The organism is Pseudomonas sp. Z18(2022) (assembly GCF_036346535.1).
In the GTDB taxonomy this organism is placed as follows: domain Bacteria; phylum Pseudomonadota; class Gammaproteobacteria; order Pseudomonadales; family Pseudomonadaceae; genus Aquipseudomonas; species Aquipseudomonas yamanorum_A.
The window spans coordinates 60246-74189 of sequence record NZ_JAOTOA010000010.1 but is presented as its reverse complement, the minus strand read 5'-3'; the positions used below and the strand labels follow the sequence as shown (position 1 = coordinate 74189).

Genomic DNA, 13944 nt, shown 5'->3' with positions numbered 1-13944 from the left:
TTGCAATAAGAAATGTTGCTCATATTGGGAACCTGTCAAGTGCGTCAAAATGGTGAGAGGCCGCTACATTTTGGTGATTTTGATTTTTTATCGTTTAAATTCAACAAGTTAATACAGATATAAGCTTATAAAAAATATTCTTGCTCATTCGAAAAACTCGGGCTAGTTTCTATTCCTGTCACCGCTGACAGGAATTAACTTCCCGGCGGCGCGATGCATTACAACACTTAGAACTGGCACAAGCCGGTCAAGCCTGTGAGGAACTCGACATGTCGCTGTTGATCCGTGGCGCTACCGTTATTACCCATGATGAAAGTTATCGAGCCGATGTTTTATGCGCAGGCGGTCTAATCCGCGCCATTGGCACCGACCTGGATATTCCCGCCGGCACCGAGATACTCGATGGCAGCGGCCAATACCTGATGCCCGGCGGCATCGATCCCCATACCCATATGCAACTGCCCTTCATGGGCACGGTGGCCAGTGAAGACTTTTTCAGCGGCACGGCGGCGGGGTTGGCGGGCGGCACCACCTCGATCATCGACTTTGTGATTCCCAACCCGCAGCAATCCCTGCTGGAAGCTTTCCATCAGTGGCGCGGCTGGGCCGAGAAGTCGGCGTCGGACTACGGTTTTCACGTGGCCATTACCTGGTGGAGCGAGCAGGTTCGCGAGGAAATGGCCGAGCTGGTCAGCCACCACGGCATCAACAGCTTCAAGCACTTCATGGCGTACAAGAACGCGATCATGGCCGCCGACGACACCCTGGTGGCGAGCTTCGAGCGCTGCCTGGAACTGGGCGCGGTGCCGACAGTGCATGCCGAAAACGGCGAGCTGGTGTATCACCTGCAACGCAAGCTGATGGCCCAGGGTATTACCGGGCCTGAAGCACATCCGTTATCGCGGCCTTCGCAAGTGGAAGGCGAAGCCGCCAGCCGGGCGATCCGGATTGCCGAGACCATCGGCACGCCGTTGTACCTGGTGCACGTTTCCACCAAGGAAGCGCTGGATGAAATCACCTACGCCCGCAGCAAGGGCCAGCCGGTGTACGGCGAAGTCTTGGCCGGGCATCTGCTGCTGGACGACAGCGTGTATCAACACCCCGACTGGCAGACCGCTGCCGGCTACGTGATGAGCCCGCCCTTCCGCCCGCGCGGGCATCAGGAGGCGCTGTGGCATGGCCTGCAATCGGGCAACCTGCACACCACCGCCACCGACCATTGCTGCTTCTGCGCCGAGCAGAAAGCCGCCGGGCGTGATGACTTCAGCAAGATCCCCAATGGCACTGCCGGTATCGAAGACCGCATGGCGCTGCTGTGGGATGAAGGCGTGAACACCGGGCGCTTGTCGATGCAGGAGTTTGTGGCGCTGACGTCCACCAACACGGCGAAGATCTTCAACCTGTACCCGCGCAAAGGGGCGATCCGCGTGGGTGCCGATGCAGACCTGGTGCTGTGGGACCCGGAAGGCACCCGGACCATTTCCGCGAAGACCCACCATCAGAAAGTCGACTTCAACATCTTCGAAGGCAAGACCGTGCGCGGCGTGCCGAGCTACACCATCAGCCAGGGCAAGCTGGTCTGGGCCGATGGGGATTTGCGCGCCGAGCGTGGTGCGGGGCGGTACATCGAACGGCCGGCGTATCCGGCGGTGTTCGAGCAGTTGAGCAAGCGGGCCGAACAGTCGAGGCCGGTTGCCGTAAAGCGCTGAACTCTGCGTAGCAGCTGTCGAGCCCCAGCGAGGCTGCGTTGGCAGCCCCGCCGTCAACGAGCCGGGCACAAGACCGAGTCGCGCCCGACGCAGCCTCGCCAAGGCTCGACAGCTGCTACGCAGACATAAAAATCAATGCCCGTCAGAGGCAAAAAAACCGTGAGGCCACTACCGTGATCCAGACCCTGAACCATCTTCCACACCCCCCTGAAGATGCGGCCGCACTCGCCGCGCATTTCACCGACCTGGCGCCGCCGCTCAATGCCCGGCAAGCCCAACTGGAAGCCTCGCGCTGCCTGTACTGCTACGACGCACCCTGCGTCAACGCATGCCCCAGCGAGATCGACATCCCCTCGTTCATCCGCAATATCCACACGGAGAACGTCCAGGGCGCCGCGCAGAAGATTCTCTCGGCAAACATCCTCGGCGGCAGTTGCGCCCGGGTCTGCCCAACGGAAATCCTTTGCCAGCAAGCCTGCGTGCGCAACAACGCCGAGGAATGCGCCCCGGTGCTGATCGGTTTGCTACAGCGTTACGCGGTGGATAACGCTCACTTCAGCGAACACCCATTCCAGCGCGCCACGCCCACCGGCAAGCGCATCGCCGTGGTCGGCGCCGGGCCGGCGGGGTTGTCCTGTGCCCATCGCAGCGCCCTGCACGGCCACGACGTGGTGATTTTCGAAGCCCGGGAAAAAGCCGGCGGCCTGAATGAATACGGGATCGCCAAGTACAAACTGGTGGATGACTTCGCGCAAAAGGAACTGGATTTCCTGCTGCAGATCGGCGGCATCGAAATCCGCCACGGCCAGCGCCTGGGCGACAACCTGACCTTGAGCGAGCTGCACCAGCAATTCGACGCGGTGTTCCTCGGCCTCGGCCTGGCCGCCAGCAAACAGCTCGGCCTGCCGCACGAGGACGCCCCCGGCCTGCTCGCCGCCACCGACTACATCCGCGAACTGCGCCAGGCCGACGACCTCAGCCAACTGCCCCTGGCCGACCGCTGCATCGTCCTTGGCGCCGGCAACACCGCCATCGACATGGCCGTGCAAATGGCCCGCCTCGGTGCCCGCGACGTGAATCTGGTGTACCGCCGTGGCCTGACCGAAATGGGCGCCACTGGCCACGAACAGGACATCGCCAAAGCCAACCAGGTGCGTCTGCTGACCTGGGCCCAGCCCGAAGAAGTGCTGCTCGACGACCAGGGCCATGTGCGCGGCATGCGCTTCGCCCGCACCCGCATGGTGGATGGCCGCCTGCAAGCCACCGGTGAGACCTTCGAACTGGCCGCCGACGCCATCTTCAAGGCCATCGGCCAGGGCTTCGATGACGAGGCCCTGCACGACCCGCTGGCCCACCAGCTGCAACGCCAGGGCGATCGCATCTTCGTCAACGAACAACTGCGCACCAGCATCCCCGGTGTGTATGCCGGCGGCGATTGCGTCAGCCTCGGCCAGGACCTCACCGTCCAGGCCGTGCAACACGGCAAGCTGGCCGCTGAAGCCATGCACGCCCAACTCATGCTGAATGTGGAGGCTGCGTAATGGCCGATCTCTCGATTGTGTTCGCCGGTATCAAAGCCCCCAATCCGTTCTGGCTGGCCTCCGCGCCGCCCACCGACAAGGCCTACAACGTGGTCCGCGCCTTTGAAGCCGGCTGGGGTGGCGTGGTCTGGAAAACCCTCGGCGAAGACCCGGCCGCGGTCAACGTCTCGTCACGTTATTCGGCACACTTTGGCGCCAACCGTGAAGTGCTCGGCATCAACAATATCGAGCTGATTACCGACCGGTCCCTGGAGATCAACCTGCGGGAAATCACCCAGGTGAAGAAGGACTGGCCGGACCGCGCGCTGATTGTGTCGCTGATGGTGCCGTGTGTTGAAGAGTCCTGGAAACATATCCTGCCCTTGGTGGAAGCCACCGGCTGTGACGGTATCGAGCTGAATTTCGGCTGCCCCCACGGCATGCCGGAACGCGGCATGGGCGCGGCCGTGGGCCAGGTGCCGGAGTACGTGGAACAGGTGACGCGCTGGTGCAAGACCTATTGCTCGCTGCCGGTGATCGTCAAGCTCACACCAAACATCACCGACATTCGCGTCGCGGCCCGGGCGGCTTATCGCGGCGGTGCGGATGCGGTGTCGCTGATCAACACCATCAACTCCATCACCAGTGTCGACCTGGAGCGCATGGTCGCCCTGCCGATGGTGGGCACCCAAAGCACTCACGGTGGCTACTGCGGCTCGGCGGTGAAACCGATTGCGTTGAACATGGTGGCGGAAATTGCCCGGGATCCGCAGACACAAGGCTTGCCGATCTGCGGGATCGGCGGGATCGGCAACTGGCGCGATGCGGCGGAATTCGTGGCCCTGGGCTGCGGCGCGGTGCAGGTGTGCACGGCGGCGATGCTGCACGGGTTTCGGATTGTCGAAGAGATGAAGGACGGGCTCTCGCGGTGGATGGATAGCCAGGGTTACAGCAGCCTGCAGGAGTTTTCCGGGCGGGCGGTGGGCAATACGACGGATTGGAAGTACCTGGATATCAACTATCAGGTGATCGCCAAGATCGATCAGGAAGCGTGCATTGGCTGTGGGCGCTGCCATATTGCTTGCGAGGATACGTCGCACCAGGCGATTGCCAGCTTGAAGCAGGCAGATGGGACGCATAAGTACGAGGTGATCGATGATGAGTGCGTGGGGTGCAACCTGTGCCAGATCACCTGCCCGGTGGCGGACTGTATCGAGATGGTGCCGGTGGATACCGGGAAGCCGTTTTTGAACTGGACGCAGGATCCACGTAATCCCTACCGGGAAGCGGTGTAACACTCCCAATGACCGTAGCAGCTGTCGAGCTTAAGCGAGGCTGCGTAGGGCGCACCACGGTCCGAGACTGAGTCGCGCCCCACGCAGCCTCGCTTGGGCTCGACAGCTGCTACGGGGGGAGGTTAACGCACGATAGGGTTTTGCCTCGTGTGCTCAAGGCTCCAACCCGATCCCCCGCAAAATCACACTCGTCACCGTCTGCACCGCCCGCTCAAACTGCATGTCCGACAACGGCTGATGGTCATTCAGGATGTTCACCTGATGATCAAAGTCGGCATAGTGCTGGGTCGACGCCCAGATCATGTACAGCAGGCTCGACGGCTCCACCGGCAAAATCCGCTTGTCCTCCACCCACTGGCGAATCTTCGCCTCTTTCATCTTGGCCCAGTCGTACAGGCTGACGTCCAGCGCCTCACCCAGGGTCGGCGCGCCGTGGATGATTTCATTGGCCCAGACTTTGGAGCCATACGGCCGGCTGCGCGAATGTTGCATCTTGGCGCGGATGTAGCTGCTGAGCACCACCCGCGGGTCGTCGAACATCTCGAAGCACAGGGCGTCCTGCTTCCACACTTCCAGCAGGTCGAACAACACCGCGCTGTACAGCTCGCTCTTGGTGCTGAAGTAGTAATGCAGGTTGGAGCGCGGCAGTTGCACTTCTTCAGCGATGTCGGCCATGGCGGTGCTGCCATAGCCCTTCTCGGCGAAGACTTTTTCAGCCGCCAGCAGAATCTTTTCGACGTTGACCCGACGAATACCGATCTTGTGATTGCCCATACGGGCTCCCTGACAACAACATTGCCTCAAGACTAACATCCGCTCTAGACCGCGGCGACACGCCACTGTGAAACTTCGTACAAGCACCTTCCCCGTGGAAAGCGGATTGGTTAGCATCGCCATCCCCTCGAAGGATCATTCCAATGACTATTCGACAGCGAGACGCGTGCGACGACCCGGTGCTGGGTGCACTGTGGGAACGCTCGGTGCGCGCCACCCATGACTTCCTCAGCGAAGACGATATCCAGCGCCTGCTGCCCCTGGTGCGCGACTGCTACCTGCCGATGCCCGCCCTTGAAGTGTGGGTGTACGAAGACGCCGAAGGGATTGCCGGCTTTGTCGGCACCGGCGGCAATAATGTCGAGATGTTGTTTATCGACCCGAGCCGCCGCGGCCAGGGCATCGGCCGCCAGTTGCTGGACTTCGTGCGCGCCCGCCACGACACCCTGCGCGTCGATGTAAACGAACAGAATCCACAGGCCGTGGGTTTCTACCTGCACTATGGTTTTATCCAGACCGGCCGCTCGCCCGTCGATGGCGAAGGCAAACCCTTCCCCTTGTTGCACATGGCTCTACCGAACGACTGACTCTCACCTGAAGGTATTGAACAATGTTGATCAAGAAGACCGTTACCACTGTCGCCCTGCTGGCCTCCCTGCTGGGCGCCTCGGCCGCGTTTGCCCACGCCCATCTGAAAAGCTCGGAGCCTGCCGCCGACAGCAGCGTCGCAGCTCCCAAAGACCTGCGCCTGACGTTCAGCGAAGGCGTTGAAGCGACCTTCACCAAGGTGTCCCTGAGCAAGGACGGCACCGAAGTGGCGATCAAGGGCCTCGAGACCCCGGACGCCGACAAGAAAGTCCTGGTGGTGACACCCGCCGCACCACTGGCCGCCGGCAACTACAAGGTCGTGTGGAACGCGGTCTCGGTTGATACCCATAAGAGCAACGGTGAATACAGCTTCAAGGTCGGCCAATAATCCATGGCCACCCTGCTGGTGCTGTGCCGCTTCCTGCATTTCATCGTGGTGCTGTTGATGTTCGGGGCCTGTGTGTTCAGGCCCTGGCTGCTGGGCGCGGGGCCGCAACCGGTGCTCGACCGTCAACTGTCGCGCATCACCCAAGGGTTGGCGTGGCTGGCACTGGTGTCGGGGGTGACGTGGTTGCTGTTGATCAGCGCGAGCATGGCCGGGGTTGGGCTGGGCGCGCTGGAGTGGTCGACGGTGCAGTTGGTGCTGGGTAAAACCTTCTTCGGCCAGGTCTGGACCTGGCACCTGGTGTTGAATGTGCTGCTGGTGCTCGGCCTGCTGACCCCGTGGAAAGCCGTGCGCCTGCCGCTTTGCGCACTGCTGCTGGCGACGCTGGCACCGGTGGGCCATGGCGCAATGCTCAATGGCCTGGCCGGGCAATTGCTGATCCTCAACCAGGTGGTGCACCTGCTGTGTGTCGGCGCCTGGCTCGGCGGCTTGCTCATGCTGGTGTTGATCCTCCGGCAATCGCCCCGCCCTGCATTGGAACCGATCCTGCAGCGTTTCAGCGGCGTCGGTTATGGCCTGGTCACCGGTTTGCTGGTGACCGGCCTGATCAACGTGCGGGTACTCACCGGGCAGCTCTGGCCAACGCCATTGTTCAGCGGGTTCGCCCTGATCCTGCTGATCAAGGTGCTGCTGGTGTTCGGCATGCTCGCACTGGCGCTGTTGAATCGCCTGCGGATCCATAACTGCGAGCAGCGACTGCCGGCGTTGAAGGCCAGTGTGAGACTAGAACTGTTACTAGGTGTTTCAGCGGTAGCTGCGGTTTCGTTGCTTGGCACCTTGCCGCCCATGGTTCTGAACGGCTGAAAAAAATAGCGCGGGCACGCTCAACGTAGGAGCTGGCTTGCCTGCGATACTGGCAACTCGGTCTCTCAGGTACACCGAGGTGATGCCATCGCAGGCAAGCCAGCTCCTACATTTGATCGGTGGCGCCACCCAAGTCATCGCACAACCTCTCCTTGACAACCCCCTTAAACCCCGCAAATATCGCCCCCAATGTTGTACGACAACGTATGACAGAAAAATAAAAACAACAAGAAAGACAAGGGAGCGTCACTGTGAGTCAACTCGTCCGCACTTTCTCCTGCACCACCCGCTTCGCCGCCATCGGCTTGAGCGGCCTGGCCTTCACCCTTCCCGTCACCGCCTCGGCGGAAGGCTTTATCGACGACACCAAAGCCACGCTGAACCTGCGCAACGCTTACTTCAATCGCAACTTCACCAACTCCGCCCATCCCCAGGCCAAGGCCGAAGAGTGGACGCAAAGTTTTATCCTTGATGCCAAGTCCGGCTTCACCCAAGGCACTGTCGGTTTCGGCCTGGACGTGCTGGGCCTGTACTCACAGAAACTCGACGGCGGCAAAGGCACCGCCGGTACCCAGTTGTTGCCGACCGGCAGCGATGGCCGCCCCGTGGACAATTTCGGCCGCCTGGGCGTGGCGTTGAAAACCCGATTGTCGAAGACCGAACTGAAAGTCGGCGAATGGATGCCAGTGCTCCCGATCCTGCGTTCGGATGACGGCCGCTCACTGCCGCAAACCTTCCGTGGCGGCCAGGTCACTTCCAGCGAGATTGCCGGCCTGACCCTGTACGGCGGCCAGTTCCGCGGCAACAGCCCGCGCAACGACGCGAGCATGGATGACATGTTCCTCAACGGCAGAGCCGCGTTCACCTCCGACCGCTTCAACTTCGGCGGCGGCGAATACACCTTCAACGACAAACGCACCCAGGTGGGCGTGTGGTACGCCGAACTCAGCGACATCTACCAACAGCAGTATTTCAACCTGACTCACAGCCAGCCGGTGGGCGACTGGACCCTGGGCGCCAACCTCGGGTTCTTCACCGGCAAGGAAGACGGCAAGGCCCTGGCCGGCGATCTCGACAACAAGACCGCGTTCGCCCTGCTGTCGGCCAAATACAAAGGCAACAGCTTCTATATCGGCCTGCAGAAACTCACCGGCGACAGCGCCTGGATGCGGGTCAACGGCACCAGCGGCGGCACCCTGGCCAACGACAGCTACAACGCCAGCTATGACAACGCCAAGGAAAAATCCTGGCAGGTACGGCACGACTTCAACTTCGTGGTGCTGGGCATTCCCGGGCTGACCATGATGAACCGCTACATCAGCGGCGATAACGTGCACACCGGGGCGATCACCAATGGCAAGGAATGGGGCCGCGAGTCGGAACTGGCCTACACGGTGCAGAGCGGCGCGCTGAAGGACCTGAATGTGCGGTGGCGCAATGCGACGATGCGTCGGGATTTCAGCACCAACGAGTTTGATGAGAACCGGATATTCATCAGTTACCCGCTGTCGTTGTTGTAGCGGTTTACAAACAACAGGAAAGGCTTTTGTGGTGAGGGAGCTTGATGTGGGTGGGGCAGCTTGTTGTGGCGAGGGAGCTTGCTGTGGCAAGGGAGCTTGCTGTGGCGAGGGAGCTTGCTGTGGCAAGGGAGCTTGCTGTGGCGAGGGAGCTTGCTGTGGCAAGGGAGCTTGCTGTGGCAAGGGAGCTTGCTGTGGCGAGGGAGCTTGCTCCCGCTGGAGTGCGAAGCGCTCCCGAGATTTTGGGGCCGCTACGCAGCCCAGCGGGAGCAAGCTCCCTCGCCACAGCAAGCTCCCCCCACCAAAGCAAGCTGCCCCACCACATCAAGCTCCCTCACCACAGGAAAGCGATGAACCTCAACCAACTTCGACCAATAGCGCGTTGACAAGTACAGGAAACCCTAACGATACTTCGGACTAGTCATACGACAACCTACAACAATAACGGGACCACCATGACCACCACAAACGCTCCTACCCCGTTCAACCGCCTGCTGCTCACTGGCGCCGCCGGTGGCCTGGGCAAAGTCCTGCGCGAACGCCTGCGCCCTTACGCCAAGGTGCTGCGCCTGTCGGACATTGCCGACATGGCCCCGGCTGCTGACGACAGAGAAGAAGTATTGCCCTGCGATCTTTCCGACAAACAAGCGGTGCACCACCTGGTGGAAGGCGTCGACGCAATCCTGCATTTCGGCGGCGTGTCGGTGGAGCGTTCCTTCGAGGAAGTGCTGGGGGCGAATATCTGCGGGATCTTCCACATCTATGAGGCTGCCCGCCGTCATGGGGTCAAGCGGGTGATCTTCGCCAGTTCCAACCACGTCATCGGCTTCTACAAACAGGACGAAGCCCTCGACGCCCACTCCCCGCGTCGCCCGGACAGCTACTACGGCCTGTCCAAATCCTATGGCGAGGACATGGCCAGTTTCTACTTCGACCGCTACGGCATCGAGACCGTCAGCATCCGCATTGGCTCTTCGTTCCCGGAACCGCAGAACCGCCGGATGATGCACACCTGGCTGAGCTTCGATGACCTGACCCAACTGCTCGAACGCGCGCTGTACACCCCAAACGTCGGCCACACCGTGGTCTACGGCATGTCGGATAACCTCGATGTGTGGTGGGACAACCGCTTCGCCGCGCACCTGGGCTTCACGCCGCGGGACACCTCCGAAGTGTTCCGCAAACAGGTGGAAGCCCAACCGATGCCCGCTGCCGACGACCCGGCGCGGGTGTACCAGGGCGGCGCGTTTTGTGCCGCCGGCCCGTTCGGTGACTGACCACAGACCAACCCAAGGGAATGAGTGGCCATGCAAGCAGAACTGATTGTCGACGCCCGCAATGCCGTGGGTGAATGCCCGGTATGGGTGCCCGAGGAAAACGCCCTGTACTGGGTGGATATTCCCAACGCCGAGCTGCAGCGCTGGAGCGCTGCCAGCGGCCAGGTGCAGGCCTGGAAAACCCCGCAGATGCTGGCCTGCATTGCGCGTACCCGCGCCGGCAGTTGGGTCGCGGGCATGGAAACCGGTTTTTTCCAGCTCACGCCCCATAACGACGGCAGGCTCGACACCACGCTTTTGGCCAGCGTCGAGCACGCCCGCCCGGACATGCGCCTGAACGACGGTCGCTGTGATCGCCAGGGCCGGTTCTGGGCCGGCAGCATGGTGCTGAACATGGGCGCCAATGCTGCCGAGGGCGCGCTGTATCGCTATGAAACCGGGCAACCCGTGCACACCGCACTCAACGGTTTCATCACGCCCAACGGCCTGGCCTTCAGCCCCGACGGGCGCACGATGTACCTTTCGGATTCACACCCGCTGATCCAGCAGGTCTGGGCCTTCGACTACGACATCGACAGCGGCACGCCGTCCAATCGCCGGCTGTTTGTGGACATGCACCAGTTCCTCGGCCGCCCCGACGGTGCCGCCGTGGATGCCGAAGGCTGCTACTGGATCTGCGCCAACGATGCCGGGCTGGTCCACCGTTTTACCCCCGATGGCCGCCTCGACCGCTCACTGGCCGTGCCGGTGAAAAAGCCCACCATGTGCGCCTTCGGTGGCAGCCGCCTGGACACTTTGTTCGTCACCTCGATCCGTGACGATCACAGTGTCCAGTCGCTGGCCGGTGGCGTGTTTGCCCTCAACCCCGGGGTTACCGGATTGCCGGAGCCCACCTTCATCCTCTAGCTGCATCGCTGTGCCTTGAATAAAACAATAACAAGACTGGAGAGACACCCCATGGACTTCAAACGCACCTTGCTCCTTGCTGCACTCCCCTTCACCTTCGTATTCGCCGGCGCCGCCCACGCGCTGGAAATCAAATTCGCCGACATCCACCCCGCCGGCTACCCCACCGTTGTCGCCGAAGAGCAACTGGGCAAAACCCTGGTCGCCGAAAGCAAGGGCGGCCTGACCTTCAAGATGTTCCCCGGCGGCGTGCTGGGCTCGGAAAAGGAAGTGGTCGAGCAGGCCCAGGTCGGCGCGATCCAGATGGCCCGGGTCAGCCTCGGCATCGTCGGGCCGGTGGTGCCGGACGTGAACGTGTTCAACATGCCGTTCGTGTTCCGTGACCAGGTGCACATGCGCAAGGTCATCGACGGCGAGATCGGCGATGAAATCCTCGCCAAGATCACCGACTCGGAATTCAACCTGGTGGCACTGGCCTGGATGGACGGCGGCACGCGCAACATCTACACCAAGAAACCGGTGCGCAAGATCGAAGATCTCAAAGGCATGAAGATCCGCGTGCAGGGCAACCCGATCTTCATCGAAACCATCAACGCCATGGGCGGCAACGGCATTGCCATGGACACCGGCGAGATCTTCAGCGCCCTGCAGACCGGGGTGATCGACGGCGCCGAAAACAACCCGCCCACCCTGCTGGAACACAACCACTACCAGAACGCCAAGTTCTACAGCCTCACCGGCCACCTGATCCTGCCCGAGCCCATCGTGATGTCGAAAATCACCTGGAACAAGCTCACCCCGGAGCAACAGGTGCTGGTGAAAAACACCGCCAAGGCCGCGCAGATCCAGGAGCGTGAACTGTGGGACGCCAAGTCCGCCAGCAGTGAAGCCAAGCTCAAGGCCGCCGGCGTGGAGTTCATCGACATCGACAAAAAACCGTTCTATGAGGCCACCGCCTCGATCCGCGACAAGTACGGCGCACCTTACGCCGACCTGATCAAGCGCATCGAAGCCGTCGAGTAATCCGCCCTCCCCTTATAGACAAGGCCCGGCGCGGTCAGCACCGACGCGCCCGGTCACGGTGAACGCCATGAAGAATTTACTGCTGCGCATCAACGACCGCATCTACATGAGCTGCATCTGGGTCGCCGGCCTCGCCGTCCTCGGTGTCGCCCTGATCATCCCCTGGGGCATCTTCGCCCGCTATGTCCTCGGCACCGGCTCCAGCTGGCCCGAGCCCACTGCCATCCTGCTGATGCTGGTGTTCACCTTTGTCGGCGCCGCCGCCAGTTACCGTGCCGGGGCGCACATGTCGGTGGCCATGGTCACCGACCGCCTGCCGCCGGGCCAACGCAAAGTCGTGGGTATCGTCTCGCAATTGTTGATGGGCACCATCTGCCTGTTCATGGCGATCTGGGGCACCAAGCTGTGCCTGTCCACCTGGAACCAGTTCATGAGCGCCATGCCGACCTTGCGGGTGGGCATCACCTATATGCCGATCCCGGTTGGCGGCCTGCTGACGCTGATTTTTGTGCTGGAAAAACTCCTGCTCGGTGACCAGAGCAACCGTCGGGTCGTGCGCTTCGACCTGGTTGAAGAAAGTGAAGGGGCTGCCTGAATGGACGCATTGATTCTGTTGGGCAGCTTTATCGCCTTGATCCTGATCGGCATGCCGGTGGCCTACGCCCTGGGGCTTTCTGCGCTGATCGGCGCATGGTGGATCGACATTCCGTTCCAGGCCCTGATGATTCAGGTGGCCGGCGGGGTGAACAAGTTTTCGCTGATGGCGATCCCGTTCTTCGTGCTGGCCGGGGCGATCATGGCCGAGGGCGGCATGTCCCGCCGGCTGGTGGCGTTTGCCGGGGTGCTGGTGGGGTTTGTGCGCGGTGGTTTGTCCCTGGTGAACATCATGGCCTCGACGTTTTTCGGGGCGATCTCCGGCTCGTCGGTGGCCGATACCGCGTCGGTGGGTTCGGTGCTGATTCCGGAAATGGAACGCCAGGGGTATCCCCGTGAATTCGCCACCGCCGTCACCGTGAGCGGTTCGGTGCAAGCCTTGCTGACGCCACCCAGCCACAACTCGGTGCTCTACTCCCTGGCGGCCGGCGGCACGGTGTCCATCGCCTCGCTGTTCATGGCCGGCGTGGTTCCGGGCCTGCTGATGAGCGCCTGCCTGATGGTGCTGTGCCTGATCTTCGCGAAAAAGCGCAACTACCCCAAGGGCGAAGTGATTCCCCTGAAACAGGCACTGAAAATCTGCGCCGACGCCCTGTGGGGCTTGATGGCGATGGTGATCATCCTCGGCGGGATTCTGTCGGGCATCTTCACCGCCACCGAGTCGGCGGCGATTGCGGTGCTGTGGGCGTTCTTCGTGACCATGTTCATCTACCGCGACTACAAGTGGAGCGAACTGCCCAAGCTGATGCACCGCACGGTGCGCACGATTTCCATCGTGATGATCCTGATCGCATTCGCCGCCAGCTTCGGCTACATCATGACCCTGATGCAGATCCCGGCCAAGATCACCACGATGTTCCTGACCCTGTCGGACAACCGCTACGTGATCCTGATGTGCATCAACGCCATGCTGTTGTTGCTCGGCACGGTGATGGACATGGCGCCGCTGATTCTGATCCTCACGCCGATCTTGCTGCCGGTGGTCCTGGGCATTGGCGTCGACCCGGTGCACTTCGGCATGATCATGCTGGTGAACCTCGGCATCGGCCTGATCACCCCGCCGGTGGGCGCGGTGCTGTTTGTGGGGGCGGCGGTGGGCAAGGTCAGCATCGAGAAAACCGTGAAGGCGCTGCTGCCGTTTTATGGCGTGCTGTTTTTGGTGCTGATGGCCGTGACCTACATTCCGGCGTTATCGTTGTGGTTGCCTGGGTTGGTGCTATAACCCCCGCACTGCGTGTGGCGAGGGAGCGGTTGTGATGAGGGAGCTGCTGTGGCAAGGGAGCTGTTGTGGCAAGGGAGCTTGCTCCCGCTGGGCTGCGCAGCGGCCCCAAAATCTTGGGAGCGCTTCGCACTCCAGCGGGAGCAAGCTCCCTCGCCACAGCAAGCCCCCCCTCACAACAACAAGCTCACCTGCCACAGAAGCATTCATCAT

The 13944-nt window shown here is 61.7% G+C and carries 13 protein-coding genes; 12 read left to right on the top strand and 1 reads right to left on the bottom strand.

The window, feature by feature from the left end; genetic code table 11:
- Positions 1 to 269: 269 nt before the first annotated feature.
- From hydA to preA, 3 genes are all read left to right on the top strand, one after another.
- The gene (gene hydA, locus V3W39_RS19910) at positions 270 to 1709 is read left to right on the top strand and encodes a dihydropyrimidinase (protein ID WP_330213173.1); all 1440 of its coding nucleotides are present in this window, start codon (positions 270 to 272) and stop codon (positions 1707 to 1709) included.
- A gap of 173 nt (positions 1710 to 1882) precedes the next feature.
- Positions 1883 to 3250 carry an NAD(P)-dependent oxidoreductase gene (locus V3W39_RS19905; RefSeq protein WP_330213172.1) on the top strand — a complete coding sequence of 456 codons (1368 nt, stop codon included), beginning with the start codon at positions 1883 to 1885 and terminating at the stop codon, positions 3248 to 3250.
- Positions 3250 to 4524: an NAD-dependent dihydropyrimidine dehydrogenase subunit PreA gene (gene preA / locus V3W39_RS19900; protein ID WP_010166807.1), complete on the top strand. Its 1275-nt coding sequence runs from the start codon at positions 3250 to 3252 to the stop codon at positions 4522 to 4524. Before V3W39_RS19905 ends, preA begins: the two co-directional genes overlap by 1 nt.
- A 153-nt stretch (positions 4525 to 4677) precedes the next feature.
- Here the strand turns inward: preA and V3W39_RS19895 are convergent, their stop codons facing one another.
- Positions 4678 to 5298 (bottom strand): TetR/AcrR family transcriptional regulator, encoded by a 621-nt coding sequence (locus tag V3W39_RS19895; protein ID WP_177048260.1) that lies wholly within the window; start codon positions 5296 to 5298, stop codon positions 4678 to 4680.
- 143 nt (positions 5299 to 5441) lie between these two features.
- On the opposite strand from V3W39_RS19895, the gene V3W39_RS19890 reads away from it, so the two are divergent.
- The 9 genes from V3W39_RS19890 (at position 5442) to V3W39_RS19850 (ending at position 13734) form a co-directional block, all read left to right on the top strand.
- Positions 5442 to 5885 carry a GNAT family N-acetyltransferase gene (locus V3W39_RS19890; RefSeq protein ID WP_177048258.1) on the top strand — a complete coding sequence of 148 codons (444 nt, stop codon included), beginning with the start codon at positions 5442 to 5444 and terminating at the stop codon, positions 5883 to 5885.
- A 23-nt stretch (positions 5886 to 5908) separates the two neighbouring features.
- Positions 5909 to 6274 (top strand): copper homeostasis periplasmic binding protein CopC, encoded by a 366-nt coding sequence (gene copC, locus V3W39_RS19885; RefSeq protein ID WP_177048256.1) that lies wholly within the window; start codon positions 5909 to 5911, stop codon positions 6272 to 6274.
- Positions 6275 to 6277: 3 nt separating this feature from the next.
- Positions 6278 to 7135: a copper homeostasis membrane protein CopD gene (copD, locus tag V3W39_RS19880; RefSeq protein WP_330213171.1), complete on the top strand. Its 858-nt coding sequence runs from the start codon at positions 6278 to 6280 to the stop codon at positions 7133 to 7135.
- A gap of 251 nt (positions 7136 to 7386) precedes the next feature.
- Complete coding sequence (locus V3W39_RS19875) at positions 7387 to 8655, top strand: OprD family porin (RefSeq protein ID WP_177079336.1); 1269 nt, start codon at positions 7387 to 7389, stop codon at positions 8653 to 8655.
- Between the two features lie 452 nt (positions 8656 to 9107).
- Entirely contained in the window at positions 9108 to 9929 is an 822-nt protein-coding gene (locus tag V3W39_RS19870; RefSeq protein WP_330213170.1) for an NAD-dependent epimerase/dehydratase family protein, read from the top strand.
- 30 nt (positions 9930 to 9959) lie between these two features.
- Entirely contained in the window at positions 9960 to 10835 is an 876-nt protein-coding gene (locus V3W39_RS19865) for an SMP-30/gluconolactonase/LRE family protein (protein ID WP_330213169.1), read from the top strand.
- Positions 10836 to 10886: 51 nt separating this feature from the next.
- Positions 10887 to 11858 (top strand): TRAP transporter substrate-binding protein, encoded by a 972-nt coding sequence (locus V3W39_RS19860; protein WP_177048247.1) that lies wholly within the window; start codon positions 10887 to 10889, stop codon positions 11856 to 11858.
- A 67-nt stretch (positions 11859 to 11925) separates the two neighbouring features.
- Positions 11926 to 12453 (top strand): TRAP transporter small permease, encoded by a 528-nt coding sequence (locus tag V3W39_RS19855; RefSeq protein ID WP_177079334.1) that lies wholly within the window; start codon positions 11926 to 11928, stop codon positions 12451 to 12453.
- Positions 12454 to 13734, top strand: coding sequence for a TRAP transporter large permease (locus tag V3W39_RS19850; RefSeq protein WP_010166793.1), 1281 nt, complete (start codon positions 12454 to 12456; stop codon positions 13732 to 13734).
- Positions 13735 to 13944 lie beyond the last annotated feature (210 nt).